The sequence below is a fragment of the Noviherbaspirillum aerium genome, from assembly GCF_008929045.1.
Taxonomy (GTDB): Bacteria; Pseudomonadota; Gammaproteobacteria; order Burkholderiales; family Burkholderiaceae_D; genus Noviherbaspirillum; species Noviherbaspirillum aerium.
The window spans coordinates 20,847-46,450 of the sequence record NZ_VFAH01000029.1 but is presented as its reverse complement, the minus strand read 5'-3'; the positions used below and the strand labels follow the sequence as shown (position 1 = coordinate 46,450).

Sequence of the window (25,604 nt, the reverse complement as noted above, 5' to 3'; positions counted from 1 at the left end):
ATAGAAATGGTTTCCCGTAGAGATTTTTTCACAGGCGCTGCCGCATTGGTCGGTGCCGGGGTGGTGAGCCGAGTCGGCGCCGCCTCGTTGCCCGAAGCACCAATTATGGAAGGTGCTGCAACAGCAGCCCCCTTGGTTCCACCAAATGGCCGCCCCTATAACCCGGTAGTGACTCTCAACGGCTGGTCGCTGCCCTGGCGCATGAACAACGGCGTCAAAGAGTTCCACTTGGTGGCTGAACCTGTGGTGCGCGAACTTGCGCCCGGCATGAAAGCCAATCTTTGGGGTTACAACGGCCAGTCTCCAGGCCCGACCATCGAAGTGGTCGAAGGTGACCGAGTGCGGATTTTCGTCACAAACAAGCTTCCTGAACATACCAGCATTCATTGGCACGGGCAGCGACTGCCGAATGGGATGGATGGAGTGACTGGCTTGACTCAGCCAGGAATCCAGCCAGGGAAAACCTTTGTGTACGAGTTCGAAGCAAAGCGGCCCGGCACCTTCATGTACCACCCGCATGCGGACGAAATGACACAAATGGCCATGGGCATGATGGGTTTTTGGGTTACTCACCCGAAGAATGCGAATTTCATGAACGTAGACCGTGATTTCGTCTTCTTGTTGAGTAACTACGACATTGAGCCGGGTAGTTTCACGCCGAAGGTCAATACGATGCTCGACTTCAACCTGTTCACCTTCAACAGCCGAGTCTTCCCTGGCATCGACTCGATGAATGTGCGTCAGGGCGACCGGGTCCGTATCCGCTTCGGCAACCTGACGATGACGAACCACCCCATCCATCTGCACGGTCACGAGTTTATGGTCACAGGGACTGACGGTGGTTGGACTCGTCCGGAATCGCGCTGGCCGGAAGTCACCACGGATGTGGCTGTTGGCCAGATGCGTGCCATTGAGTTCGATGCGACCGACCTCGGTGACTGGGCATTCCACTGCCACAAGTCGCATCACACCATGAATGCAATGGGACACGACGTCCCGACGATGATTGGTGCCGACCATCGTGGTATCGCTCAGAAAATCAACAAGCTTGTACCCGACTACATGGTCATGGGCGAGCGCGGCATGGCGGACATGGGCGAGATGGAAATGCCGCTACCAGACAACACGTTGCCAATGATGAGCGGTCAAGGACCGTTCGGTGGCGTGGAAATGGGCGGCATGTTCACCGTGGTGAAAGTCCGCAAAGACCAGAAACCGGGGGATTACAAAGACCCGGGTTGGTACAAACATCCGGCAGGCACGGTTGCCTATGAATGGAAGGGAGAAACTCCACCTCCAGCTCGGAGCGGCTCAGCAGGTGGGCAAACAATGCCATCTGCGAATAATTCTGCGAACGTCGAAATGACGGTTCGCAAACCATCTGGCCATGGTGGCCATCACTAATAAGCAGCAACGCTAGATAAATCAACAAAGAAAGTAACCGCAATGAAAAAGCAATCTGTGCTCAAGTCCACTACCGCCGCATTGATGGCTGTTACGTTCGCGCTCGGGGCTGGCCTTGTGTACGCACACGGCAATGAGACGCACGCCAAGAAAGCTGACGCGCCAATCTCGACAGATGAGCATGCATTTGGCAAGCAGGGTGACTCTAAGAAGACTACACGCACCATCACAATTAACATGACCGACACGATGCGTTTTGGTCCGGCGGACATCACCGTCAAGGAAGGCGAAACAATCAAGTTCGTCGTGGCCAATAAGGGGCAGATGATGCATGAAATGGTCATCGGCACGATGGACGAGCTCAAGGCTCACGGTGAACTGATGAAGAAGCATCCCGGGATGGAGCATGACGAGCCTTATATGACACACGTCAGTCCGGGCAAGAAAGAGGAAATGGTCTGGCAATTCACCAAGGCCGGTGAGTTCTATTACGCCTGCCTGGTCCCCGGTCACTTCGAAGCCGGAATGATTGGAAAAATCAAAGTCACAAAGGCAAAGTCATGAAAAGACACCTATTACTGAAAGCTGCAATCGTTGGAATGCTGTCGGTGAATCTGGCAGCCACTGCGGCAAACCCCATTGTTGAGGTCTATAAGAGCGAAAGCTGCGGCTGCTGCTCTGAATGGGTGAAGCACCTCGAAGCCAATGGCTTTACCGTCAAAGCTCAGAACGTGGCGAACCCGTCCGACTATCGAGAAAAGTTCGGGATGCCGAACGAGCTCGGTTCATGCCATACCGGCCTCATTCAGGGGTATGCACTTGAAGGTCATGTACCGGCAAACGAAATCAAGCGTCTGATTGCAGAAAAACCAAAAGCCAAAGGATTGGCAGTCCCTGCCATGCCCCTTGGCTCACCAGGGATGGAAGGTCCTCGCAAAGACCCGTATGACGTCCTGCTGGTAAAGGGAGACGGCAAATACTCCGTTTACAGGCACTACAACTGACTCGAAAGGAGTAATCATGAAGACAATCGCTCAACTGGCATTAGCCGCAGCAATCTTTGGCGTGGCACCAATGACTTTGTATGCTGCAACCGACACCACGACAGCAGCCACATCGGCTGAATCCGCAGGTGAAACTGTGGACGGTGAAGTCCGCAAGGTAGACAAAGACGCCAAGAAAATCACTATCAAGCATGCTGAACTGAAGAACCTCGATATGCCGGCAATGACGATGGTATTCCAGGTTAAGGACCCCAGCATGCTGGACAAGGTCAAGCAAGGCGACAAGGTTAGCTTCGTCGCGGCGAAGATTGGAGGTCAATTCACCGTGACCCGAATCGACGTTAAGCAGTAACGTCATTATCTTCAGGCACGCGGCTATCCGCGTGCCTGACAGGTACTCCTCATGGATTTTCGGTCCAGGCTTGGCTATGTCCGACCGTATTTCACATTCACACCCTACATTCAAATTATTAGCGATTTTACTTAAAAATTTAAGAACAAATAACGCGTCATGTACTCCTACCGGTTGTTGCTAAGCGGTCGAACCAAATCGTCTGCCACGGCGACAAAGTCGGACCATCACTTTTCGTAATAGGAGAGAACCATGACACAACAGCAATTTAAGGCATGTATCGACGCATGTTATGAGTGTGCAGCAGCTTGTGACAACTGCGCGGCTTCCTGTCTTCAGGAACAAGATGTAAAGATGATGGCTAGGTGCATTGCGCTTGACATGGATTGTGCGCAAATCTGCCGGCTTGCCGCCAGCTACATGGCACGGGGGAGTGAAATGGCACAAGCCGTCTGCACAGTGTGTTCAGATATTTGTGAAGCTTGCGCAAACGAATGCGCACAACATCAAATGGCGCATTGCCAAGAGTGCGCGCAGGCTTGCCGCCGTTGTGCTGATGAATGCCGTCGGATGGCAGGCATGACACCAGGTACGCAGACAGGAATGGGTTCGGGGGCAATGGCTCATTGAACTTTGCAGGAAACTTTGGTCGGCTAGCTTGCTACAAGCTGGAAAGGCACCCCTAAATAGGTCTTGACCTTACAGCGATGGGAAGGTCTACAGTGAAGTCTCAACCAGATGGAGGTTTCACCATGTACGAGCTGAAAGTAGAAGGAATGACCTGTGGCGGTTGCGCTTCCCGCGTCACAAAGGCGATTAAGTCGGTGGACAGCAATGCCGAGGTGAACGTCGATTTGAAGAGCAAGACTGTACGTGTAGATACAAGTGCAGATGTGGCGGCACTTGCCTCGGCAGTGACTGCTGCAGGCTATCCGGCAACGGCATCCCAGAGTGCTTAAGCAGATAACTCTTCGGTGGCGGCGACCCGCCCCGAAGGTTATTGGCATTTGTCGTCCCTCGATGACAGCACACCACTTGATTGGAGGCCATGCCATGCCAAAGATAGTTGTACTGCCGCACGCCGAGTACGCGCCTGAAGGGCAAACCATTGATATACAGGGAAAGACTACTCTCTGTGACGCCTTGTTGGCCAATGGTGTTGAAATCGAGCATGCCTGTGGGAAGGTCGGCGCTTGCACCACTTGCCATGTGGTAGTTACCAAAGGTTTTGAGTCCTTGAGTCCGATGGACGAAAATGAAGAGGACATGCTTGACCAAGCCTGGGGCTTACAACCCACTTCGCGGCTTTCATGTCAGGCCATTGTGGGCAATGCGGACCTTACAGTCGAAATACCAAAGTACTCGATTAACCATGCTAAAGAGAATGCCTGAGGCGGACAACGCAGCTCCGACTCGGCGCTTCAACCAATCCGGCCAAACTTGACTTAGGTCATTCAATTTTGACATCCAACTTTTTAGGATGAATTGTTCAGAACCGAAATCCATGTTGAGGAAAGGATGTTCGCCATGAAGATGATATCAACACTTGCCCTGCGGACTGTGCCTGTGATTCTGGCGGGGCTACTTGCCGCTTGTGCCACACAGAGTAAAGGCACTGCCGGCGAAGATGCCGACCATAACACCCATCATCCGGACAAACGTGCCTCTGCAGCTTCTCCATCGATACCCGCACGACCTGGTGAAGGCGGCCAAATGGGAATGATGGGCTCGATGGACATGAAGTCGATGTGCGATATGCACAGGAACATGACGGGTTCGATGTCACCGTCCGAGCGGGAGGCAATGATGGAACAACGCATGCCATCAATGTCGCCTGAGATGAGACGACAGCACATGGACATGATGGACGCCAAGTGCAGGCAGTAGCAGACACTCTCTGCTCAACTCGTCGAAGCCTCACTGGCGGCATTCATGCAATTAAACTATTTCTATGAACGTACATAATCTTCTCGCAGCAAGTGGATACCCGTCGTCTTGCTTGCCGTGGCCACCTATTTCCTGTGGATTGAGCACAGGTCGCACGTGATGAGCGTGCTTCCTTACCTTCTTCTGGTGGCATGCCCGCCAGTGCATATTTTCCACCACCACGGCCATGGGGAGCATCATGGTAGCGGACGTCGCCGCGCTGGCACCGGCAAGGTTTCGTACCGGAAGCAGGCATCTGGGTTCATACCCACTTTCGGACAGAAGAACAACGGCTCAAATCCCCAATAAATCAGCTCCATCGGAGGGTGCATGGATAACCGAAGTGACGAGCAGCACTTACACCAGCACAACCATCATGACCATGGTGCAAGCGCGACAGAACTACTCTCAGAGAAGCCATTCACGGACCCTGTATGCGGAATGAAGGTTGGTGACCATCCTGAGAAAAAGGTGAAATACAACGGGACTGACTATCACTTTTGTAGTACCAGGTGCATGGACAAATTTCGTGCAGACCCACAAAGCTATTTGACGCCCATAGCCCAAGAGCCGGCTGCAGCACCCGAGGGCACCATCTACACCTGCCCGATGCACCCAGAAATCCGGCAGCCGGCTCCTGGAAACTGCCCGAAATGCGGCATGGCACTTGAACCGGTGATGCCCTCGCTGGAAGAAGAAGAGAATCCTGAGCTAGTCGATTTCCGCCGGCGGTTCTGGTGGACATTGCCACTTACAGTCATCGTGACTGTTCTGGCGATGTTTGGTCATCAAATCCTCCAACAGGGCTTGGCTCACCAAAGCTGGATAGAGCTCGCCCTCAGTACACCGGTAGTCCTGTACGCTGGGTGGCCATTCTTCGTACGCTGGGCGCAATCCATTACAAACCGTCGTCCAAATATGTGGACGCTAATTGGCACAGGAACAGGTGCCGCCTATATCTACAGCGTGGTGGCGACCATCGCGCCTGGACTCTTTCCGTCCACATTCCAGATGCACGGCCGCGTTGGCGTGTATTACGAAGCTGCTGCTGTCATCATTTCATTGACGCTTCTCGGACAAATTCTCGAGCTGCGGGCACGCTCGCAGACCTCAGCAGCTATAAAGTCTCTTCTCGGGCTCGCACCGAAGACTGCGCGTCGGATACAAGCTGATGGCACCGAAGAAGACGTCCCTCTTACCCATGTCCATATCGGGGATATGCTTCGCGTCCGCCCCGGTGAAAAGGTGCCGGTCGACGGCGAAGTTCTGGAAGGTGAAAGCGCGCTGGATGAATCAATGCTGACCGGTGAGCCTGTGCCGGTTACCAAGCGTGCCGGTGACAAGCTTATTGGAGCAACCATCAACACCAGCGGCAGCCTCGTGATGCGAGCGGATAAAGTAGGTTCGCAGACCATGCTCTCACAAATTGTGCAGATGGTTGCCAATGCCCAGCGCTCACGCGCTCCTTTGCAACGGCTTGCTGATGTAGTTGCTGGCTATTTCGTCGTGATTGTCGTTGCAATTGCAGTTCTCACTCTCCTTGGCTGGGGCTTCTTCGGCCCGGAACCAAGTTGGGTCTACGGATTCGTCAACGCTGTGGCGGTGCTTATTATTGCGTGTCCCTGTGCCCTCGGCTTAGCAACGCCCATGTCGATTATGGCAGCTACAGGACGAGCGGCAACCCAAGGCATTCTATTCCGGGACGCCGCGGCCATCGAAGCAATGCGTCGAATTGACACCCTTATCGTAGACAAGACCGGCACCCTTACGGAAGGCAAACCCGCTTTTGACAGAGTCGTACCAGCCCAAGGATTTACGGACACGGATGTTTTGCAGATTGCTGCAAGCATTGACCAAGGCAGTGAACATCCGTTAGCCCATGCCATCGTGGAGGAAGCACGTAAGCGTGGAGTTACGTTGGATAAGCCAGAGACTTTCGAGTCGTCCAGCGGAATTGGTGTACGTGGAGTCGTCGCGGGCAAGCGGATTGCGCTTGGAAATACGGCACTGATGGACCAGGAAAGGGTTGACTGGCGCGGACTCGTTGGTCCGGCGGAAGAGTTGCGCAATCAGGGAGCGAGCGTGATGTATCTTGCAGCGGACGCTCAACTGGTCGGACTTTTGGCCGTATCAGACCCTATCAAAGCCACTACCACAGAGGCTCTCCAGTCTCTGAAAGACGCGGGTCTCAAGGTGGTCATGGCAACCGGCGACGGCCTGACCACGGCAAAGTCCGTTGGTAAGAAGCTTGGCATTGAGGAAGTCTATGGCGAGGTAAAGCCGCAAGATAAACTCATTCTTGTTGAACGCCTACAGGGAGAAGGCAAAGTCGTAGCCATGGCTGGCGACGGCATCAACGACGCTCCCGCCCTTGCGCGGTCAAACGTTGGAATCGCTATGGGAACCGGGACCGACGTAGCTATCAATAGTGCTCACGTGACCTTGGTAAAGGGAGACCTACGTGCGATTGCCCTCGCACGTACTCTTTCTGTCGATACCGTACGCAATATGCGTCAAAACTTAGGGTTTGCGTTCGTCTACAACGCATTGGGCATTCCATTGGCGGTAGGCCTACTTTACCCGTTCACAGGGCAGCTACTATCACCCATGCTTGCAGCACTTGCAATGAGCCTGAGCTCGGTTTCAGTCATTACAAATGCTCTTCGACTTCGCGGCGCGGGTAAATAGAAAATTTTTCACTCACCACCAGAAAACTGGTCAGCCGCTTTTGGCAGAAGGACAGCAAATTGATTAGCGAACGCTTAAACCGCAACTGCTTCTGCGTCAGCTTGGACCCTCTAGGGCTAAGACAAGCTCTACTGGCCGAACTTGGAACCCCGGAATTGGTGAAGCTGATTGAAGAACGATGCCCTTATCTTTTTTCATCGCGTCCGGTGTTTATTTCAGACAGTCAGGCTGCGCAGTTTTCCGACCTCGTCAGCGCTGTCGAGGCAGTAGTAGCCCTACCCACGTATCAACAGCACGTTCTTGCGAATGCTCCTGAAATCGCACGCCATGGTTCTGGTGGTGCAAAGGGAGTATTTTTTGGCTACGACTTTCATGTGTCGAATGAAACTGTAGGTGTTATTGAGGTAAATACCAACGCCGGCGGTGCGATGCTGAACGCGGTTGTGGCAAGAGCACACCACGCCTGCTGCCTCGATGATGAACGCATTGCACTTGCGACGTATCAGGCAACGAATCTGGAAAAAAGCATCATGGAGATGTTCTTTGCTGAATGGAACGCGAGCGGACGAACACGTCCTTTGCGTACTGTCGCCATCGTGGACAGTGCTCCTGAGCAGCAGTACCTCTATCCAGAGTTCCTTTTGTTCCATCGGCTTTTTCAACGTAATGGCATCCAAGCCATTATTGCTGACCCGTCTGCGCTGGACATGCGCGGTGGGTTACTAATGCATGGCGATATCGAAATCGACCTGACCTACAACCGGTCGACCGACTTCATGCTTGAGCAACCGGAAAGCGCCTCGCTACAGTTGGCATATCTTGAAAACGCTGTAGTACTGACTCCGCATCCACAAGCTCACGCACTGTACGCAAACAAAGGCAATTTGGCTTTGCTATGCGACGAACGTCAGTTGCAAGCCTTTGGAGCTCCTCAAGAGGTGCGGGACGTACTTGCAAAACATATGCTAAAGACTGAGATTGTTGAGCCAAGTAACGCGGACAGACTGTGGAGTGAGCGGCGTACCCGTTTCTTCAAACCGCTTGCTGGCTTTGGCAGTCGAGCAGCCTACCGGGGCGACAAGTTGACTAAACGCGTTTGGCAGGAAATTATCTCTGGCGGCTACATCGCCCAGCAAATATTGGCGCCAGGTAAACGCGTCGCCGGTACTAAGGACCAACCAGAACAACTGAAGTTTGATATCCGTTGTTACACATATGCGGGAGCGATTCAGTGGACTGCCGCTCGGATGTATCAGGGGCAAACAACAAACTTTCGTACTGCTGGCGGCGGATTTGCTCCGGTCTACTCCCTTCCTGACAAAGAAGTAGTCAGCCAAATGGACGCTGCGAATTGCTGCACCAAGATGTGTAACTGAGAAGAACACACTTTACGTTCTGAGCGAAATCTCGGAACAGCTTTAACTAATACCACTTCCCGAAGGCACGTCAATATAGCGAAGATGACCCATATGTGCCGCGCCCAGGAAGATTAAGTCCCTCGAGATACTGCTCTGCATTCCTCAAGTAGACAATGGTAGGGATGAGCGATTTTTCCTGCTCGGAACATATTACTTTTTGCTCTCAAGTTCAGCAATCAATGCTCTCATCTCGTCAATTTCCTTGCGTTGGGTTTCGACAATACCTTCGGCCAGCTTTTTCACTCGAGGGTCAGTTATGTTTGCACGTTCGCTAGTCAGGATGGCGATTGAGTGGTGTGGAATCATCGCCTTCATCCAAGATACGTCATCCACTGTCTTCTGGCTTCGAACGAGCCAAAGAGCGATAGCGAATATCAAAATACTACCGATAAAAATTGCTGTGTTCAGACGACGATTGCCGTACATGCCTAACATGTACAAGAGCATGATAATCGCCATTGTGGCACCCATAACGAGAGCCATGTATGTCCGAGTTTGGCTGAAGTACACGTGGTCTAGTTGATATACGTTTAGGTACATCAGCGCGAGCATTACAACTGTCGACGTTAGAATCATCGCGCCGAACTTTGCATATTTATTCATAAACAACCTTTCACTCAAGACTGTTCATAGGATGAAAAACGCAAGCTTTCTATTAGTACGAATCTAACAACACAAATTTGTTCCGGCTTAGCTTGATATTTCACCCTTTCTCAATGTTTGCACTTGGCAGCCGTAGCATCATCAGAAGACTCTAAACCAAGAAGAATCGGACAGTCTGGACGGCTGTCCCCCGCGCAGTTGTTAGCCAGGTGTTGTAGCGTATCCCGCATTTCCGTCATTTCCACAATGCGCTGGTTCAGCTCTGCCACATGCTCGGTTGCAATTACCTTCACACTCTTACTGGCGCGGTGCTTGTCTTGCCATAGTGTGAGCAGCTCGCGAATTTGTTCGAGCGAGAAACCAAGCTTCCTCGCTTGTTTAACGAATCGAAGAACGTGCAAGTCGTTTGGCCCATACTTTCTATAGCCGGCGTCGCTACGAGTCGTCTCCTTAATGAGGCCTATGCTCTCATAGTAGCGAATCATCTTAGCCGACACGCCGGTCGCAGCTGCAGCTTCGCCAATGTTCATGGATTTTTCCTCTCAGATAATAATCAAGATAATTTCAGCTATTTTGAGTCGTTGAAGACGTGGCTATTTAGAAGCCTGGTGGTTAGGCTTCCAACGACGCAGCAGCAACGCATTGCTGACAACGCTGACCGAGCTGAATGCCATAGCTGCACCTGCGATTACCGGGTTGAGCACTCCAAATGCGGCAAGCGGGATGCCAATCAAGTTGTAGATGAATGCCCAAAACAGGTTCTGCTGTATCTTCCTGTATGTCTTTTTCGAAATATCGATAGCGTCTGCGACCAGTGCCGGGTCGCCACGCATTAGCGTGATTCCTGCAGTGTGCATTGCCACGTCGGTACCGGTAGACATCGCGATTCCGACGTCCGCCGCTGCCAGCGCGGGCGCATCGTTGATGCCGTCGCCAACCATGGCCACTTTCCGCCCGTCCTGCTTCAGTGCACCGACGACATTGGCCTTATCAGCCGGCAGAACCTCTGCCTTGAATTCAGTGATGCCGACTGCCGATGCGACTGCCTTAGCGCTGCCGCCGTTGTCACCTGTGAGCATCACAGACGCCACACCCATTTCAGCCAGCTTGGCTACTGCATCTTTCGCGGATGGCTTCAACGTGTCGCCGAACGCCAACAAACCTGCGATTTCGGTGTTGATATCCGTACGTACGGCAAGCCAGGAGACGGTCCGGCCGGAGGCTTCGTGAGCCTTGGCGACATGTTCCATGGCAGAGGTATTGGCCCCCAATTCCTGCATCAAACGCTTGTTGCCCAGGAAAACGGTCACGCCACCAACGTCGGCTTGAACGCCGCGGCCAGGAAGTGCCTTCGCATTTGTAGCCGGACGTAATGAGACTGAGCGCTCTGCCGCTGCAGTAGTAACTGCCTTAGCCAACGGATGGTCACTGTATTGCTGTACAGCCTGAGCAAGTTCCAATACACGCCGTTCGGATTGCGTACCACCAGCAATGGCAACTACAGCCGGCTTACCTTCTGTGAGCGTGCCTGTCTTATCAAAGACCACAGCTGTGACGGCATGAGCGGTTTCGAGAGCCTCCGCATCCTTGATGAGGATGCCGTACTTCGCTGCAACGCCTGTTCCTGCCATTATGGAAGTCGGCGTAGCCAAGCCCAAGGCACAAGGACACGCAATGACCTGAACCGCTACGGCATTTAGTAGCGCCTGCTGCCAGTCTCCGGTTATCAGGCCCCAGGCGAAGAAAGTTACAACTGAGATAAGGAGTACGACCGGTACGAAGACGGCGCTGACCTTGTCCACAAGCCGCTGGATAGGTGCTTTCACAGCTTGGGCATCTTCGACGAGCTTGATGATTTTGGACAGCATGGTTGCCCCACCCACCGCAGTCGCTTCCAGAACCAGCAGGCCGTCAGCATTCACGGCGCCGCCGGTTACTTTGTCACCGACGGACTTCGTTACAGGTAGGCTTTCCCCAGTCAGAAGCGATTCATCCAGATGGCTTGAGCCTTCAACCACAGTACCGTCGACCGGAACGCGGTCGCCGGGACGAACGATGACAAGGTCACCTACTCGCACCTGTGCTACGGGGACCTGCATGTCTTTGCCGTCTCGTCGCACGATAGCGTCGGTCGCGCGCAAGGACTCAAGAGCTCGTAGTGCCGCTACGGTCTGTTGCTTGGCGCGGGCTTCCAGCCACTTTCCAAGCAATACAAGCGTAATAACCACAGCCGAGGACTCGAAGTACAAGTGGTCCATACCCTCATGGCCGGCATGCGCTATCAGCAGGTAGACCGATAAGCCGTAAGCCGCGCTGGTGCCAATCGCAACCAAGAGGTCCATATTGCCTGTACGGGCCATCAGCGCCTTCCATCCGGCCTTGTAGAAGCGAGCGCCTAGCCAGAACTGCACCGGAGTGGCCAGCAGCAGCTGGAGCCAGCCAGGCAGCATCCAATCATGGCCAAACGGCATACCGAACATCGGGAAAATAAGTGGAAGACTGAATAACGCTGACAAAGCGACAGGCCACCATGTCGGTAGCGTGCTTGCCTTTTCCGTCTTGAGCTCGGTGGCCACAACTGGCGAGGCTTCGTAACCCGCCTTTTGAATCGCTGCGATGAGGGTCTCGACAGGTACGCCAACAGAGGTGATTTGAGCTTTCTCGGTTGCAAGATTGACTGCTGCGTCCGTCACCCCAGGGACCTTTTTGAGGGCCTTTTCTACTCGGGTCCCGCAGGACGCGCAGGTCATGCCAGAAATAGAAAGAGAAACGGGCTCGCTAGGAACCTCATAGCCCGCCTTTTCGACCGCATTGGAGAGCGCCTCCAACGTGGCAGTCTGGTCAACTTCCACAGTGGCCTTCTCTGTTGCTAGGTTCACCGATGCGGTTTTTACGCCGGGTACCTTTTTCAAGGCTCGTTCGACCCGGCCAACGCAAGATGCGCAGGTCATCCCATCAACCTTGAAGCTAAGTTCGGTAATGCTGTTTGTATTCTTGAGTGCGGTATCCATGAGGATTCTCCTGATGCTATACCTACACGATAGACCTTCCAGCGATGTCAAGGTCAAGCAGTTTTCTTCAATTTCCAGTGCAGAAGAAGGAAGCCTGATTTCTACTATGCAAAGTATTCCCAAATGCATGTAGACTAGTCATTATTGCAACAATTGCTGCGAATACTATGGACCTAGCGACCGAAGCCCAGCCAACTGTTCTTGTGCTCGCGCCGGCACCAGCGTTGTTTTCCTTAGACTTAGGAAGCAATGGTGGAGTACTAGCACCAACAAGCACCCGTGAATTGCATGACTGGATTCAGAATGAAATCCAATTCTGGTCCTGGGTTGCATCGGTAACGACTGGCAGCCAGCGTAATTCCATTGACATGGGCGTCCAGTGTCTCCGCAATGCCATGCAGCACGTAGAACGAGCTATTCAACATGAAGGCTCTGAAAGTGCTGTAAGCGAGCAGATTCGTCACGTACAGAATTATCTCCAAGACGCGTACACGAACAAGGCGTTGCCACATAGTTCTTCGGCGTTGGCCGAACGTGTTAATGAGATACGCCAGCGCGACCCGGTTGAGGCAATAGCCTATCTATTCGTTTTCCTTCCCCAACATGGCCATCACTTTGACTCACGCGACCTTTCATCTTGGCGCGGTTTTTTGACCGGAATTTCTGAACGCTACGGTTTTCCCGGTTTATCACATGAAGCGTATGAAACAGCCATAACGAGCGCAGAAAAACTCCGCGCAAATATTGAACGACTTTTGGGTGAAAAGACCGATGTATTCAACGGGCTACACCGACATTACCAAGCTCTATCTGCTGAAATCACTGGGACAGAACGAAAGCAGAAAGATGACTTCCTTGAGTTCATAAAAGCTAACCAAGAAACTCATGACAAGGCTCTGCAGGCACATAAAGAAGCTATGTCGGCCCTAGAACAGACATTCCGTGAAAAGATGACTTTGCGAGCGCCGGTAGAGTACTGGGAGGGGCGCCATAGACACCATACCAGACGCTCCACAGTACTAGGCCGGAGTGTGTTTGGGTCAATGCTTGCTCTAGCCGGCGCGATTGGTCTCATAGCCTATTGGGTGCTGAATAACCTCAAGGCAGATGGCACGCCGGAAGCATGGCGCGTCTCCGTTCTCGCACTGGTCGGCGTCCTTGGTGTTTGGGCTGTACGGCTTGTCGTACGGATGTTCCTCAGTAACGTCCATTTGGGGACCGACGCCGCTGAACGAGTCACGATGGTGAAAACCTATCTCGCCTTACTCGAGGGTGACAAACTACCGTCGGATGACGACCGCAAGCTCATTCTTCAGGCGCTGTTCCGTCCTGCGTCTGACGGCTTAGTCAAAGATGAAGGCTTGCCTCATCCGGCCCTTGAGGCACTTACACGGATAGGAAGATGACCGTTGAGAGTCAGCACTAGTGCCGACTCAGTCCAAGAAAACTGCGTACCAGTAGCTATTTTCGGACTTTCAATGACGTTATAGTCACCTCATCATTGATATATTCTGCGCTGAACTTGACCTTATCCCCCGCTTTGACGCCTGACAGTAACTTCGCATCTGTCACGGCAAAAGGCATCGTCATTGGTTCCATTTCAATGGTTTTGCTTTTGATGGGCCCGTGTTTGAGCACGATGCTTTTGCTCTCTATATCCACATCTTCAACTTCCCCATCCGCCATGGACGCCGAGGTTGCTGACTTGGCTTCTAAGCGGTTCACTTTGATGTCAGCAATGTCCGTCGCCTTACCACTGCCTTGCTGTTGAGCGGTGGCGGCGAAGGCAATCAGAACCAAGCTCAGCACTGTAAATGGCCTAAGTAGGGAAGTTGTCATGACGGCGCTCAATATTTGAGAAAGTGGTTTTCATCGCATCCCGCAGCGTTCACTTTTGATTCCGGGCATGCTCTCAGGTGCGCTTTCCTGCATAGCTAACTTTGCTTCATAACCTTTAGCAGCTCATACTTCTCCCTGTCGATTTCACCCCGCGTACGTACGCCGAGACGGCGTAGTATGGGCAATGGAGGGCACCAACCCTGAACGCCATGCTGGAGAAGAAACCCCAAGACGGCTGCAGGCAGTATGAACCACTTCTTATTGACGGTCAGTCCCAATGCCAGGCCAGATAGTGCTAGTGTCGAAGCATTAACCTCCAGCACCCGCTCGACATCCCACTCACGGTCCAACTCCTGGATGCGTCTCTGGATTACTTGATGATTGCTGCTGGTATAGCTTTGGATATTATTTTCTATCTGTCTGTCAATTTGCTCGTTGAGATGTTCTGGCGTAGAACGGCGAACACGGTCAGCGCTAGCGCGGCTTGGGTCTTCTGCTGTTGAAAGCATGACTTTCTCCTTTTTCAAGATGAGTTGAGGGTCAACTAAACAGTTCAGTAAACCCAGGGAATAAGCTTTTTCACTCGAGTCTTGTATGCTGCATAGTTAGGGTACTTTTCCTCCAGCCAGCGCTCTTCCACCCGCGCCTTGCTGTCGAAAAAGATGACGAGCAAAACCGTTATTGCCAGTCGCAACCAGTTCTCAGTAATAAGGCCAAGTCCTGCCGCACCGATAATCACTGCGCTGTAGATGGGATGGCGCACAAACCCATATGCACCATGCGTCACTAGGCTGCCATTAGGTCGAGGTCGCGGAAGCGGGGTGAGCGAGCTGCCAAGGTTCAAGACGCTCCACACAAGTAATCCCGTTCCGGCCAAGACAAAACACCACCCGACTATTGTCGGGAATGGGCTTGTCCAAACCAGACCCGTCTTTGGTGCCGCGGCATATAAAATCAACAGTACTGCCTGAAGCACTACCCATCCTTCGCCACGCGGACCCATTATCTTACTTGCCCGTCGTCTGTAGGACAGAAGTTGCAAAATCATAAGCAACTTGCTTGCACTGAGCCATATTGGTTCCTTTTCCTCGCATGAGTTATCAACCTTGCGGGCTCTCCGCCATCTGACGACAATAGTTCATCAAGTTTTCCGGCAAATCAGAGGGACAGACACCGCACTGGCGGTTGCCCGGTACAGCGTAGTCGATGAACTTTGGGTACGGCAGATTTAGGTTGGCCATGATGTTCTTGAACTCCTCGAGCGTCTTGTCGCCGCCCAGGCGTGGGTTACGTTTCTTCTCTTGAGCAATGGAGGAGACAAAGCGCTCTTTGTAGTCGTGAGCTGGATAGACCAGTGTCTCGCCTGGAAGGGCAAAGAGTTTTTCCCGCACGCTCCTGTACAACGCATCGGCATCGCCATTCTGAAAGTCGGTTCTGCCGCAGCCTTCAATCAGCAAGGCATCACCAGTGAATACCCGGTCGTTGAAGAGATAGGCAAAATGGCCATCGGTATGGCCGGGTGTATGAATAGGCTGCAGGCTAATACTGCCAAGCTGAAAGGGCTTGCCTTCGTCAATTCCCACATCCGTGCAGGGCAAACGGTCGTATGCTGGCGCGGCAATCTTGCTACCGACTGCGCGCTTCATCTCTAACGCAGCGGTGATGTGGTCCGCGTGGATATGGGTGTCAATGGTGTAAGCCAGCTTCAATCCAAGACGGTGTACCTCCGCCAAATCACTCTCCATGCTCGCAATCACCGGGTCGATGAGAATCGCCTGCCCAGTGTCCTCGTCACCCAAGAGATAGGTGTAAGTACTCGACAGCGGCTCATGTAGTTGCCGGAAAATCATAATGGCTCCTTGCCAATTTAGTAAGTAAGAAACGGCATAACATCGCTCGTTCAATATATTCTGTCATATATTATTATGATATATAATGTGGGTGTAAACGTTCTTTTCCATGGATTCTTATGGCTCTTCCAAAGCAGATTGACTTAGCGAAACTCCAAGCCGCCGCAGGGGAAGCGTGCGCCTTGCTGAAAGTGTTATCCAACCCTGACCGCCTGCTTCTGCTGTGCCAAATGACACAAGGCGAGTTCTCGGTCAGCGAACTGGAAACTATTACCGGTATTCGCCAACCGACGCTGTCGCAGCAACTCACCGTGCTTCGGGAAGAGAAACTGGCCAGCACCCGCCGTGAGGGCAAGCAAATTTTTTACAGCATCGCAAGTCAGGAGGCTTTGGCAGTACTTCAGGTGCTCTATCAACTCTATTGCCCGAAAGAATAGGAGGCCTAACGTGACTCTCGACTGGAGCAATTTCACGCCTTGGATATCACTTGCAGGTGGCCTGATGATTGGTCTTGCTGCAGCGCTGTTCATGCTCTTTAACGGAAAAATTGCCGGTATAAGCGGCATTGTTGGCGGCCTGCTCAGTCCTGCGCGCGGTGATGTCGCTTGGCGCATTGCCTTCATTGCCGGCCTAGTGATTTCGCCGCTTATTTTTGCCCTTGCAGTGCCGTTGCCGAAAGTACAAGTAGAAGCGAGCTACCCAGTGTTGCTCATCGCTGGCCTACTAGTTGGCATTGGAACCCGATATGGTGCAGGCTGCACCAGCGGGCATGGCGTCTGCGGACTGTCTCGCCGCTCGCCACGCTCCATGGTAGCGACCATCGCATTCATGTTTGCCGGCTTCGTGACCGTGTACATCGTTCGCCATTTGATTGGGTAAGGAGAGCGAAGTGAAAATCTTCATGGCACTAGTGGCCGGCTTGCTGTTTGGCTTGGGTCTTATCTTGTCCGGCATGACAGACCCTTCAAAGGTGCTGGGTTTTCTGGATTTGGCTGGCAAGTGGGACCCGTCGCTAGCCTTTGTGATGGGCGGTGCATTGCTGGTCGGCTCGCTCGTATTCCCGTTTGCCACCAAACGACAAAAGTCCTTTTTGGGTGACACGATGCGCTTGCCGACCGCGACAAAGATTGACCAAAGGCTGGTGCTCGGCAGCTTGACCTTCGGCGTAGGCTGGGGGCTGGCTGGTTATTGTCCAGGGCCAGCGCTTGCTTCGCTTGCGCAAGGCGGCAGCAAGCCCGTGCTGTTCTTTGTTGCCATGCTAGCTGGCATGGCATTGTTCGAGGTACTGGAGCGGACGAAGAATCGGTCTTCAAACAGGATGGCGTAACGGGAGCCGTAATGACACTGGCCATCATACTAGGCGCGCTTGTCGGTCCCATCATGGGACTAGCCGGCGCGGGTGGCGGTATTTTTGCCGTGCCGCTGCTTGTCTTTGGACTACACATGACGGTCGCATAAGCAGGGCCAATCGGCCTGCTGGCTGTCGGAGGGGCTGCAGCAGGCGGTACTGTTTTTGGCCTAAAGGCCAAGTCCGTTCGGTATCGGGCTGCGTTGCTGGTTGCGGCTACAGGCGTATCTTCGCTTGGTGCACTGACCGGGATGCTTGCAGGGAAAGCCATGTCATTACGTATGCCCGCCAAGCAGATTGAAAAGGGCTTTTCAGCTATTTGTGTTGCGGTTGCCATTGCCATGATTGGCACTTTTGCAGTCGGCTAAACTAAACAAAGAGGTAGGTTAATTGTTAAACGAAGAAGAGCGTATCGGATTCAGCAAGCGCTTGAAACAGTTGCTGGTTCAAGCGAATATCGAACCTAGTCCGACGGCGCTAACTCGAGTGTTCAATATGCGCACCCCAGGCCGACCAGTTACTGTGCACGCTGTACGCAAATGGCTGCTAGGGGAAGCAATACCCACCCAGGAAAAACTGCGTACTCTGTCAGCCGTCTTGTGCGTCACACCGGAATGGCTGCGCTTTGGTGGCGAGACGCCTCTGCCACCCGCAGAGAAATCTCCCTTGTCACTCCAGGAGTATGAATGGTTAGAACTTTATCGCCGGCTCACGAAACAGCAACAATCACTATTAGTGCAATTGATTGGCAGTATGGTAGCTGCTGGTCGGTATAATGGTTAGCACTTACTTCCTATTTCGATAAGCGCTAGATAAAGGAAAGAAGTGGCACCCAAACTGGTCGAAGAAGAGATTGTTTCAATCCAGGAGTACGGCCATAAACCAGGGCAAGCGAGATGATTGCTTTCGCATGAGCGATGACCCGTGGCCGCAAATCGAGCCATCGCTGCCGGTGCCCAAACCCCATCCGTTGGGCTACCACCGACCACGCGTGCCCAACCGTGCAGCGATGGATGCCATTCTGCTGTTGCTACGCACCGGTATGCAATGGAATGCCCTTAATGACACTGGAGTTTGTATATGCTCATCGACGTACCGACGGGTTCGGGAACGGGTTGATGCGGGTGTGATTTCCGCTCGATTCAAGCAATGATGACGCACAAGCTTTCTGCGTACTAAGTATCGTTACATCGCCCTACCTGCACTCAAGTTGACCATCCTCGCTATAGCGGCCGACAGCATTCGGTATCCTAGCTATATTGATGGGGAAAAAGATGCGCTACACCGATGTAACTTTGGACATTGCCCTTCGGGGCCTTACTTTGGTAATTTATCCAGTTTCTGTTCTGTGTGCATTCGTAAGTTTTCTTATCTTACTTATTAAAGTGCTTTTTACCATCTGCATAGGTGGACGCCAAAAGGTGCGTTGGGTGCCACTGTCTAGCTACAATGGGTTTCACGCGTGGCTGACAGAAGAGTGGTTTGATTACACCGAAAACGGTATCCAAAGTGGCACAAGAAAATTCGGCTTAGAACTGGCCTATAGAGGCTCATTGCCGGCTAAACCTTCTTCTGGTGTCTGCACTCGCAGAACATCAGGCCCTACTGAACCGGAATAGATAACCTTAGAGGCCAGTGTCCAACTGCCACCTTTAGAACGAATTAGCTTGCAACCGAATGCGTATTCTTGCCACCCCTCTCTTGAGTGAGGAGACTAGTTACAGCCCCAACATCTACCGGCTTGACTAAATGGTGAGAGAAGCCTGCAGCCTTTGCCCGCTCCTTATCCTTCGGCTGACCGTATCCTGTAACAGCTATCAACAAAGCGTCTGAAGTTTCGGGTAATGCTCTCAATTGCTTCGCCAGCTCGAATCCGTCGATATCAGGCAAGCCAATATCAATGAGAAATGCATCTGGCACTCCTTCGTTCAAAGCATCCAAGGCGGCATATCCGCTGTATCTAGTCACAACATTATGTCCCTGTGCTCGCAGAACTGCTCCCAGACTGTCAGCCGCATCTACATTATCGTCAATAACCATCAACTGCAGTTTCATATGCGCGTCTGTTACTTCAATGCTTCCGGAACTGCGTCCTTCATGGGAATTGGCGTCATTTCTGGATAGGGGAAGCGATATAAAAAATTCACTTCCGGTGCCGATTCCGGAACTTGTTACGTCCACCCTGCCGCCATGGAGCTCAACTAGTCTTTTTACAAGGGTGAGCCCTAACCCAAGTCCGCCCTGTGAACGTGCCAGTGTCCGCGCACCTTGCGTGAACAAGTCAAAAACACTCGGCAGCAAGTCAGGCGGAATGCCTATACCATTATCTTGAATCGACAGTCCAAGGGAGCCGCTGGCAACGTTTAGGGAAACCTTAATACTCCCGTCTTCATGAGTGTATTTTGCGGCGTTGTTCAGAATGTTCGAAACAGCCTGAACTAAACGCGTCGGGTCGCCTTCGACCCAGACAGGCTCAGAAGGGGTTTGGACGTAAATAGCATGGCCTTTTTCTCGGATGAGAGGCATTACTTGGTCAATTGCGCCTGAAATGATTTCTCTGAAATCGACCGGTTTTTTCTCGAGCTTGACTAGCCCTCGTGTTACACGCGACACATCTAGCAAATCGTCAACTAGCCGGCGGATGTGCGCTACCTGTCGGCCGATAATTTCGCTTGCATTGCGAATCTTGGGCTCATTGACGTACAGGAGGTTCAACAACTCAGCAGCGCTACTGATTGGTGCCAGAGGGTTCCGCAGCTCATGGGCAAGCATCGCCACAAACTCGTCCTTCATGCTATTTAGCCGTTCGGCCTCCGCTCGAGCAAAGCGTTCCCTTTCGAGCAGACTTTCCCGTTCCCTTGTCGCTCTCTGGGCATCGGCAAACAAGCGAGCATTGTCTAGTGCAATGGCGGCTTGAGCCGCCACGCCGGTGACCAATCGTTCAGCGCGTTCGGTGAAAACACCGACTTCAGGGTGTCCAAAGAAAAGGCCGCCATAGACTTCGCCCGAGCGAGAGATAACAGGCAAAGCTAAGTAGCTACGAACTGGAAGATGACCTGGCGGCATTCCATGAGGAGGCCCCCACTTTCCATACCGGACGTCCTTCGTGATATCGTCGCTACGAATGGCTGGAGCGCCTTTGAATGTCGGTCCGAATAGAGCCGTTGCCCGTGGGTGCCCGAACTTCTCAAACGCCTCTCTCGGCGCACCGGATAACGTGTAAAGAAGGTAGGCATCACCTTGCTCGTCTTTTCCGTTATAGAAGAACGCACCAAATCTGGCACCACTCAGCTGTGTGGCCGCATCGGTAATAGCCTGAAGCAAAGCATCTGTCTCCAACGTTGATGCAATCGCTTCTCCAGTCTTATTCAAGAGCTCCAGCACACGTGTCTCATCGCGAAGTGCCGCTTCTGTTTTCTTGCTTGCAGTGATGTCATGGACAGTTCCAATGAGGTTTCTGCACTTACCATCCGTATTAAAAACAGGAATAAGAGAGACTTGGACATAGACGGTGGAAGTGCCTATAGCAATTTTTTCCTCCCATGTCACTGACGTCTGACTTTGGATGGCCTTTCGCCCCCACTCTCTCGCCATTGGATAGCTTGCAGGAGGAAGAACCTTATCAAGCTGCTGACCGATAATCGCTGACTCGCTTATCCCAGAGAGCCGAGTGAATGCAGGATTCGCGGAGACAAAGCGGAACTGCTCCGTATCATCGGCTTCGAGGTAAAAAACGCCATCACCTACATTGCTATAGACAAGTGAAAGCTCTCGTTCACGCGTCTGTAAGAATTGTTCTGCGCGCGCGCGCTTGAGTGCATCCCAAGTTCGACGGGCAACGTCTTCCGCTATCGATTGCTCTTCTTCTGTCCAGTGTCGCGGCGAAGAGTCGTGCAGATACAAAGTGGCAGTGAGTTTGCTGTTCTCCAAAAGAGGAACGACAATGAGTGAACGAGTGTCAATGCTTGCGTATGCATCTGCGTAGAATGCTGACCGCTCATCATCTCCAACATCATCGATACGCAAGGTCTTGCCTGCACGAAGATGCTTGATAATTTCAGGTCCGAAGCCGTCAAGAGGAAACGACCTACCAGCCAGACCGCGAGCAGTGTTATTCGTCCATTCTTGCTGGATTGCGACGTTAACCCCAACCACGTCCACTTCCCCATAACCGACTTGGCCAACACTAAAATGCTCACCGAGCATCTTACATGCGGTTTGCATAATGTCTCGTGGTGACCCAAGGTTGCTTAAGCTATCTGCCAACTTCAATTGAAAGTTTTGCCGCCTCTCAGCTAGCATACGAGCAGTTGTCTCTGTAACGGCACAATACATTCCTGCTATGCAACCTGTATCGTCGTGTGCGGGCGAATAAGAGAAAGTGAACCAAGTCTGTTCTAGTTTGCCGCCACGCTTGATAACCAAAGGCATGTCATTGAGGAAACTTGCTTCACCCTCCAGTGCTTTATCGACAAGCGGACCAATATCCGGCCAGATTTCTTCCCATACTTCCTTGAAAGGTCGACCAAAACTTTCAGGATGCTTCTCTCCAAGAAATTGCGTGTACGCATCGTTATAGAGAAAAGTCAGGTCAGGCCCCCAAGCCACGAACATAGGAAATTGTGAGCTCGTCATCAGCCTCACGATGGTTCTCAAGCTTTGTGGCCAATCAGTAGGGTTTCCAAGACTACAGCTGTCCCTACCAACCGTTGCTAGTAGCTCAGATACCGCTGTACCCGCATTACCCAGTTTTTCTTGTGGAAACATAAAGCTATTATTGGCCTTCGGTTTGTTGAACGCACAGATTGTATAGGAGGCTTCCTCTCTTCCGCTTAGTGAGGCTAGCAGTAGCTGATGCCCACACGCCGCTATAGTTCTGGTTGATACGGCAATAGTTCGGTCGTGACCTCATTCCGTGCGTTGAGCCTTGCAAACAAATCAGCCATACATTGTTTTCATATCAACCAAATGATTGTCAAAGTGGTTAAGGCCAGAAGCCATGTTCCTGATTTCTGAGCGAAACAATGATGAAAACGATAATCTCTGCAGGCGCGATATTACTGCTTTTGACAACCACAGCATTTGCTCAAAGCTCCGCAGCGGCACCTGCGGCGAAAATGACAGCTCCTGCTGCATCGGCATCTGGCCCTTCCAGTTGCGAATCTCAGGCAGTCGGCAAGAATGGTAAGCCACTTACTGGTGCGGCAAAGACATCCTTTATGAAGAAGTGCGAAGCTGATGACACGAGCTCCGCGTCGTCCGCCTGCGAAAGCAAAGCAGTAGGGAAAAATGGCAAGCCCCTCGCAGGTGCAGCGAAGGATGCATTTATGAAGAAGTGTGTTGCAGATGCCGGTAAGTAAATAGCCGAACCGATAAGAAAAGTGGCCGGCCAGCTTCGGCCATTGGTTTCGAAGCAAGGATGAGAACCGCTGTATTGGATTTGCTCGATGCATCCGAGCCGAACCCCCCTCTTTTACTAGCGTTTGATGCAAATGCGCTAGCCAAGATTTTTTACAGCCTTTCTGCCATTAGTTTCGTGTGCCGTGTCTCTTCGTGTGCAGCCAAGGCATGCGTCATAAAAACTGATTCTGGGTCACCAGCCTGCAAAGTCCCACAGTGCGGGCATGTAATATGTCCTGGGTCTATTAGCTGGAGGTACGTCTTCGCAAACTCATTGACTTGAAAGGGACGTCCACACGTCAGTGTACTGCAGACCTCGATTTTGCTGCCCATAGTCCACTCGAACATAGTTAATAGATAGGTAAATTGTAGGACTATTTCATATGGGCATCTATCGGAAAAATCCGAAAATGGATGTAGGGGATGATGGCATATGTCAATTTTGCAACTCTATCTAACTACGTCACTGAAAAGGCCGATAGCACCTCCGACATAGGGACGTCTGTAGAAACAGTGCGATGCCAAGAAATGCTGGTATAGAAAAAGGACTAGAAACCGAGTTGCATTTCGGATATTATGCGCATCCTCCGCGCGGCTGTAGCTCAGCTGGATAGAGTACTTGGCTACGAACCAAGGGGTAATGGGTTCGATTCCTGCCAGCCGCGCCACCTTTCAGCAGTATTCGTTTGTGAGCAACCCAACTCTACGCGTCCTGCGTAGTACGCATTGTTAAACGCACATCGTTACTCTTCGGCCTGGCCGGTTATCCTCGCTTTCAGCAAAAAATCAATGCACGTCCTTCGGACAAGCTCAGCATAGCTGATAGGCTTCCCCGCATGTGCGTCGTCATTGTTTTCAATCCAGTGCGCCCTAGTGCGCTGCGTAGTTGCGTCATAGACGAGCTTACAGAGATGTTTCGGAATTCATACTCATCGGATTGACTGCAAAGGTGCTGTTCTTGCGGGTTGCGTTGAAGCGTATGGACAATAAATAGCTCTATCAAAGTGCCTAGTAGCGGCCACAACTCAAACCGAAAAATTGGTCAGAATCAATAAGCCATGTTCTATTCCCGCAACTTTTTTGGAACCTGAAGTGGTGGTTATGCGTCTCCGTGATACGGTTCATAACCATATAAAAGTAGTCATTTGCTGCAATGCAGCGTAGATTGAATTCTATGTTTCAATGGCTATCGCATGCAGTAACCGCTGTGCGTGGAGTCTTACGTTCACAGAAAAGGCTGCAATATGAATCTTGTCTATATCCATGGTAATCACCAATCTGGCAACAGTTTCAACTTCATCCGCTCGCAGCTCTGGCAATACGAGTCAACTGTTTTGGAGTACGAAAGCCAGAATGGTTTCTTTCGCAATCATCAGGCGATGCTCGATGGCATAGGACATCTCGACAACCTTTTTTTTGTTGCTCATTCTTTAGGCGGTATCCACGCCCTTCACTTGGCAAATGAGTTGGCCGAGAAAGTGGTGGGTGGGGTAACGCTGAGCACACCATACGGGGGCAGCAAGGCGGCTGAAGTGGTTCAGTTCTTTCTACCCTTTAGCAAAGTAGTCAAGGATATCCAGCCGCTGAGTCAGCCTATCCTCCAAGGCCACGAATTCACGTTGTCCCTTCCATGGGTCAACGTGTTGACAACGGAGGGGCACTCGCCCTTTATGGCCGCCGCAAATGATGGTGTTGTGACACATGAATCAATGCGGCACAGGGAGGATATATCAGTGGTCGAGGTGGCATCCAACCACTACGAAGTTCTCCTCAATTACGAAGTTATAGAAATCATCAGGAACACTATTGCTCAGGTTGGTTGGACCAAGAGGCTACGCGACACCTACTCAGTGCAAAACGGCATATGTCGCGGCGCATAACTTCAAAATGCAAAGGTTAAAAATTGCGGCGGCGCTGTTTGTAGAGATTATGCTTCGGGCGACGCAATTACTTTTACCTTCGGCAGAAACTCAATGCGGGTTCGTCGGACCAATTCCTCGTAGGTAATGGGCCGGCCAGCACGAGCATCATTCGTGTTTTCAATCCAATGCGCCCAGGCTCGACCGTTCGCCGAGTCATAGACTAGCTTGTAGAGGTATTTGGGCACCCAGACTTTACTGTTGCCAATCGTTTTAGGCTTGCCTTCGTAGACTGGCCCGCTGATAACGTAGACATCACCTTTGGCGCGCATAACGTACTTGCGCGTTGCTTGCTCAATCCCGTTCCAGGCCTTCTGATTGTTCTTCGGCGCCTGTGGGACGATATTCGCAAGCGAAAAGCTTTGAGCCATCGCGCGAGCATCAGGCATATCACCCGCAGGTGCCATGTGCCCCCTATCCAGTCCACTCCCTTTGTAATCTTCGAGCTCAGCACGTTCTGCCTTCCTTAGCCGCGCATCTGCAAAGAACCGGTTGGTCCGCTTCTCGTCTTTTGCCTCTTCAAGCTGCGCTCTATTCAGTCGTTCAGCGACGAACACAGGCGTCTTTGATACGCCTGAATACAAGACCGCGAATGATTGGTAGCACAGAGCACGAGGAGGTACTTGAAAAGACTTGTTGACACGCGGTGATGCTGCTCCAGCAAAGAATTGAGGGCATGCCCGAAAGTTAGCAGTACTCCGAGACTCTATTATTGCAACCGGCTGCTTGGCGTATGCAGAAAACGAAACTAGAAGGGAAGCAGCGAGGATGACGGTTTTCATGCTCGCGATTCTACCGATTCAACCCCTTTAAGCGAGTGTGGCAGGTTGCCAATTTTTGGT

Annotated in this window: 28 protein-coding genes, 1 tRNA gene and 2 pseudogenes; 21 read left to right on the top strand and 10 right to left on the bottom strand. The window is 52.1% G+C overall.

Annotated elements, in window-relative coordinates:
• Positions 1 to 6: 6 nt before the first annotated feature.
• The 11 genes from FH061_RS26105 (at position 7) to FH061_RS26055 (ending at position 8,750) form a co-directional block, all read left to right on the top strand.
• Positions 7 to 1,404, top strand: coding sequence for a multicopper oxidase family protein (locus FH061_RS26105; protein ID WP_151638760.1), 1,398 nt, complete (start codon positions 7 to 9; stop codon positions 1,402 to 1,404).
• Positions 1,405 to 1,446: 42 nt separating this feature from the next.
• Entirely contained in the window at positions 1,447 to 1,968 is a 522-nt protein-coding gene (locus FH061_RS26100; protein ID WP_225984898.1) for a cupredoxin domain-containing protein, read from the top strand.
• Positions 1,965 to 2,408 (top strand): DUF411 domain-containing protein, encoded by a 444-nt coding sequence (locus tag FH061_RS26095; protein ID WP_151638759.1) that lies wholly within the window; start codon positions 1,965 to 1,967, stop codon positions 2,406 to 2,408. Before FH061_RS26100 ends, FH061_RS26095 begins: the two co-directional genes overlap by 4 nt.
• A 16-nt stretch (positions 2,409 to 2,424) precedes the next feature.
• Positions 2,425 to 2,760 (top strand): copper-binding protein, encoded by a 336-nt coding sequence (locus FH061_RS26090; protein ID WP_151638758.1) that lies wholly within the window; start codon positions 2,425 to 2,427, stop codon positions 2,758 to 2,760.
• Between the two features lie 252 nt (positions 2,761 to 3,012).
• The gene (locus tag FH061_RS26085) at positions 3,013 to 3,390 is read left to right on the top strand and encodes a four-helix bundle copper-binding protein (RefSeq protein WP_151638757.1); all 378 of its coding nucleotides are present in this window, start codon (positions 3,013 to 3,015) and stop codon (positions 3,388 to 3,390) included.
• A gap of 122 nt (positions 3,391 to 3,512) precedes the next feature.
• Positions 3,513 to 3,719 carry a heavy-metal-associated domain-containing protein gene (locus FH061_RS26080; protein WP_151638756.1) on the top strand — a complete coding sequence of 69 codons (207 nt, stop codon included), beginning with the start codon at positions 3,513 to 3,515 and terminating at the stop codon, positions 3,717 to 3,719.
• A gap of 94 nt (positions 3,720 to 3,813) precedes the next feature.
• Positions 3,814 to 4,152, top strand: a complete 339-nt coding sequence (fdx, locus tag FH061_RS26075) for an ISC system 2Fe-2S type ferredoxin (RefSeq protein WP_151638755.1) — start codon at positions 3,814 to 3,816, stop codon at positions 4,150 to 4,152.
• Between the two features lie 93 nt (positions 4,153 to 4,245).
• Positions 4,246 to 4,647 carry a hypothetical protein gene (locus tag FH061_RS26070; RefSeq protein WP_151638754.1) on the top strand — a complete coding sequence of 134 codons (402 nt, stop codon included), beginning with the start codon at positions 4,246 to 4,248 and terminating at the stop codon, positions 4,645 to 4,647.
• A 108-nt stretch (positions 4,648 to 4,755) separates the two neighbouring features.
• Positions 4,756 to 4,995 carry a DUF2933 domain-containing protein gene (locus FH061_RS26065; protein ID WP_318841051.1) on the top strand — a complete coding sequence of 80 codons (240 nt, stop codon included), beginning with the start codon at positions 4,756 to 4,758 and terminating at the stop codon, positions 4,993 to 4,995.
• Between the two features lie 21 nt (positions 4,996 to 5,016).
• Complete coding sequence (locus tag FH061_RS26060; RefSeq protein WP_151638753.1) at positions 5,017 to 7,374, top strand: heavy metal translocating P-type ATPase; 2,358 nt, start codon at positions 5,017 to 5,019, stop codon at positions 7,372 to 7,374.
• Positions 7,375 to 7,433: 59 nt separating this feature from the next.
• Positions 7,434 to 8,750, top strand: coding sequence for a hypothetical protein (locus tag FH061_RS26055; protein ID WP_225984897.1), 1,317 nt, complete (start codon positions 7,434 to 7,436; stop codon positions 8,748 to 8,750).
• 192 nt (positions 8,751 to 8,942) lie between these two features.
• Here FH061_RS26055 and FH061_RS26050 read toward each other — a convergent pair whose 3' ends face one another.
• The 3 genes from FH061_RS26050 to FH061_RS26040 form a co-directional block, all read right to left on the bottom strand.
• Positions 8,943 to 9,275 (bottom strand): DUF305 domain-containing protein, encoded by a 333-nt coding sequence (locus tag FH061_RS26050; protein WP_225984896.1) that lies wholly within the window; start codon positions 9,273 to 9,275, stop codon positions 8,943 to 8,945.
• Positions 9,276 to 9,505: 230 nt separating this feature from the next.
• Entirely contained in the window at positions 9,506 to 9,925 is a 420-nt protein-coding gene (cueR, locus tag FH061_RS26045) for a Cu(I)-responsive transcriptional regulator (protein WP_151638750.1), read from the bottom strand.
• 63 nt (positions 9,926 to 9,988) lie between these two features.
• Positions 9,989 to 12,406, bottom strand: a complete 2,418-nt coding sequence (locus tag FH061_RS26040) for a heavy metal translocating P-type ATPase (RefSeq protein ID WP_151638749.1) — start codon at positions 12,404 to 12,406, stop codon at positions 9,989 to 9,991.
• 167 nt (positions 12,407 to 12,573) lie between these two features.
• On the opposite strand from FH061_RS26040, the gene FH061_RS26035 reads away from it, so the two are divergent.
• Positions 12,574 to 13,812 (top strand): DUF6161 domain-containing protein, encoded by a 1,239-nt coding sequence (locus FH061_RS26035; protein ID WP_151638748.1) that lies wholly within the window; start codon positions 12,574 to 12,576, stop codon positions 13,810 to 13,812.
• Positions 13,813 to 13,867: 55 nt separating this feature from the next.
• Here FH061_RS26035 and FH061_RS26030 read toward each other — a convergent pair whose 3' ends face one another.
• The 4 genes from FH061_RS26030 to FH061_RS26015 form a co-directional block, all read right to left on the bottom strand.
• Complete coding sequence (locus FH061_RS26030) at positions 13,868 to 14,245, bottom strand: copper-binding protein (RefSeq protein ID WP_151638747.1); 378 nt, start codon at positions 14,243 to 14,245, stop codon at positions 13,868 to 13,870.
• Positions 14,246 to 14,340: 95 nt separating this feature from the next.
• A complete protein-coding gene (locus FH061_RS26025) occupies positions 14,341 to 14,754 on the bottom strand; it encodes a hypothetical protein (RefSeq protein ID WP_151638746.1) in 414 nt (137 codons plus the stop codon).
• A gap of 44 nt (positions 14,755 to 14,798) precedes the next feature.
• Positions 14,799 to 15,248, bottom strand: coding sequence for a methyltransferase family protein (locus FH061_RS26020; protein WP_225984901.1), 450 nt, complete (start codon positions 15,246 to 15,248; stop codon positions 14,799 to 14,801).
• Positions 15,249 to 15,345: 97 nt separating this feature from the next.
• Entirely contained in the window at positions 15,346 to 16,095 is a 750-nt protein-coding gene (locus FH061_RS26015) for an MBL fold metallo-hydrolase (RefSeq protein ID WP_151638744.1), read from the bottom strand.
• A gap of 119 nt (positions 16,096 to 16,214) precedes the next feature.
• On the opposite strand from FH061_RS26015, the gene FH061_RS26010 reads away from it, so the two are divergent.
• From FH061_RS26010 to FH061_RS25980, 6 genes and pseudogenes are all read left to right on the top strand, one after another.
• On the top strand, positions 16,215 to 16,532 hold the full coding sequence (locus FH061_RS26010; RefSeq protein WP_151638743.1) for an ArsR/SmtB family transcription factor: 318 nt from the start codon (positions 16,215 to 16,217) through the stop codon (positions 16,530 to 16,532).
• A 10-nt stretch (positions 16,533 to 16,542) separates the two neighbouring features.
• A complete protein-coding gene (locus FH061_RS26005; protein WP_264158758.1) occupies positions 16,543 to 16,974 on the top strand; it encodes a YeeE/YedE family protein in 432 nt (143 codons plus the stop codon).
• A gap of 10 nt (positions 16,975 to 16,984) precedes the next feature.
• Entirely contained in the window at positions 16,985 to 17,422 is a 438-nt protein-coding gene (locus FH061_RS26000; RefSeq protein WP_151638742.1) for a YeeE/YedE family protein, read from the top strand.
• A 411-nt stretch (positions 17,423 to 17,833) separates the two neighbouring features.
• The gene (locus FH061_RS25990) at positions 17,834 to 18,226 is read left to right on the top strand and encodes a hypothetical protein (protein ID WP_151638741.1); all 393 of its coding nucleotides are present in this window, start codon (positions 17,834 to 17,836) and stop codon (positions 18,224 to 18,226) included.
• A 127-nt stretch (positions 18,227 to 18,353) separates the two neighbouring features.
• Positions 18,354 to 18,572, top strand: a pseudogene (locus tag FH061_RS25985) (transposase); the annotation flags it as partial.
• Positions 18,573 to 18,717: 145 nt separating this feature from the next.
• Complete coding sequence (locus FH061_RS25980; RefSeq protein WP_151638739.1) at positions 18,718 to 19,062, top strand: hypothetical protein; 345 nt, start codon at positions 18,718 to 18,720, stop codon at positions 19,060 to 19,062.
• Positions 19,063 to 19,105: 43 nt separating this feature from the next.
• Here FH061_RS25980 and FH061_RS25975 read toward each other — a convergent pair whose 3' ends face one another.
• Complete coding sequence (locus FH061_RS25975) at positions 19,106 to 22,210, bottom strand: ATP-binding protein (protein WP_151638738.1); 3,105 nt, start codon at positions 22,208 to 22,210, stop codon at positions 19,106 to 19,108.
• A gap of 257 nt (positions 22,211 to 22,467) precedes the next feature.
• Here FH061_RS25975 and FH061_RS25970 point away from each other — a divergent pair, with 257 nt between their 5' ends.
• A complete protein-coding gene (locus FH061_RS25970) occupies positions 22,468 to 22,803 on the top strand; it encodes a hypothetical protein (protein WP_318841050.1) in 336 nt (111 codons plus the stop codon).
• A gap of 631 nt (positions 22,804 to 23,434) precedes the next feature.
• Positions 23,435 to 23,511: transfer RNA gene (locus tag FH061_RS25965), tRNA-Arg, on the top strand.
• Between the two features lie 75 nt (positions 23,512 to 23,586).
• On the opposite strand, the pseudogene FH061_RS31905 reads toward FH061_RS25965, so the two are convergent.
• Positions 23,587 to 23,766, bottom strand: a pseudogene (locus FH061_RS31905) (hypothetical protein); the annotation flags it as partial.
• A gap of 321 nt (positions 23,767 to 24,087) precedes the next feature.
• On the opposite strand from FH061_RS31905, the gene FH061_RS25960 reads away from it, so the two are divergent.
• Positions 24,088 to 24,723: an alpha/beta fold hydrolase gene (locus FH061_RS25960; RefSeq protein ID WP_151638737.1), complete on the top strand. Its 636-nt coding sequence runs from the start codon at positions 24,088 to 24,090 to the stop codon at positions 24,721 to 24,723.
• Positions 24,724 to 24,770: 47 nt separating this feature from the next.
• On the opposite strand, the gene FH061_RS25955 is transcribed toward FH061_RS25960, so the two are convergent.
• On the bottom strand, positions 24,771 to 25,544 hold the full coding sequence (locus FH061_RS25955; RefSeq protein ID WP_151638736.1) for a DNA/RNA non-specific endonuclease: 774 nt from the start codon (positions 25,542 to 25,544) through the stop codon (positions 24,771 to 24,773).
• Between the last annotated feature and the right edge of the window lie 60 nt (positions 25,545 to 25,604).

Bases quoted from the DNA above. Each gene is read 5' to 3' on its own strand.
- FH061_RS26030 (WP_151638747.1), bottom strand. From the start codon at position 14,245: ATGACAACTTCCCTACTTAGGCCATTTACAGTGCTGAGCTTGGTTCTG.
- FH061_RS26035 (WP_151638748.1), top strand. From the start codon at position 12,574: ATGGACCTAGCGACCGAAGCCCAGCCAACTGTTCTTGTGCTCGCGCCG.
- FH061_RS26010 (WP_151638743.1), top strand. From the start codon at position 16,215: ATGGCTCTTCCAAAGCAGATTGACTTAGCGAAACTCCAAGCCGCCGCA.
- FH061_RS25975 (WP_151638738.1), bottom strand. From the start codon at position 22,210: ATGTTTCCACAAGAAAAACTGGGTAATGCGGGTACAGCGGTATCTGAG.
- FH061_RS25955 (WP_151638736.1), bottom strand. From the start codon at position 25,544: ATGAAAACCGTCATCCTCGCTGCTTCCCTTCTAGTTTCGTTTTCTGCA.
- FH061_RS26020 (WP_225984901.1), bottom strand. From the start codon at position 15,248: ATGGGTCCGCGTGGCGAAGGATGGGTAGTGCTTCAGGCAGTACTGTTG.
- FH061_RS26105 (WP_151638760.1), top strand. From the start codon at position 7: ATGGTTTCCCGTAGAGATTTTTTCACAGGCGCTGCCGCATTGGTCGGT.
- FH061_RS25960 (WP_151638737.1), top strand. From the start codon at position 24,088: ATGAATCTTGTCTATATCCATGGTAATCACCAATCTGGCAACAGTTTC.
- FH061_RS26080 (WP_151638756.1), top strand. From the start codon at position 3,513: ATGTACGAGCTGAAAGTAGAAGGAATGACCTGTGGCGGTTGCGCTTCC.
- FH061_RS25980 (WP_151638739.1), top strand. From the start codon at position 18,718: ATGCGCTACACCGATGTAACTTTGGACATTGCCCTTCGGGGCCTTACT.
- FH061_RS26060 (WP_151638753.1), top strand. From the start codon at position 5,017: ATGGATAACCGAAGTGACGAGCAGCACTTACACCAGCACAACCATCAT.
- FH061_RS26100 (WP_225984898.1), top strand. From the start codon at position 1,447: ATGAAAAAGCAATCTGTGCTCAAGTCCACTACCGCCGCATTGATGGCT.
- FH061_RS26085 (WP_151638757.1), top strand. From the start codon at position 3,013: ATGACACAACAGCAATTTAAGGCATGTATCGACGCATGTTATGAGTGT.
- fdx (WP_151638755.1), top strand. From the start codon at position 3,814: ATGCCAAAGATAGTTGTACTGCCGCACGCCGAGTACGCGCCTGAAGGG.
- FH061_RS26015 (WP_151638744.1), bottom strand. From the start codon at position 16,095: ATGATTTTCCGGCAACTACATGAGCCGCTGTCGAGTACTTACACCTAT.
- FH061_RS26095 (WP_151638759.1), top strand. From the start codon at position 1,965: ATGAAAAGACACCTATTACTGAAAGCTGCAATCGTTGGAATGCTGTCG.
- cueR (WP_151638750.1), bottom strand. From the start codon at position 9,925: ATGAACATTGGCGAAGCTGCAGCTGCGACCGGCGTGTCGGCTAAGATG.
- FH061_RS26025 (WP_151638746.1), bottom strand. From the start codon at position 14,754: ATGCTTTCAACAGCAGAAGACCCAAGCCGCGCTAGCGCTGACCGTGTT.
- FH061_RS26050 (WP_225984896.1), bottom strand. From the start codon at position 9,275: ATGGCTCTCGTTATGGGTGCCACAATGGCGATTATCATGCTCTTGTAC.
- FH061_RS26090 (WP_151638758.1), top strand. From the start codon at position 2,425: ATGAAGACAATCGCTCAACTGGCATTAGCCGCAGCAATCTTTGGCGTG.
- FH061_RS25970 (WP_318841050.1), top strand. From the start codon at position 22,468: ATGATGAAAACGATAATCTCTGCAGGCGCGATATTACTGCTTTTGACA.
- FH061_RS26040 (WP_151638749.1), bottom strand. From the start codon at position 12,406: ATGGATACCGCACTCAAGAATACAAACAGCATTACCGAACTTAGCTTC.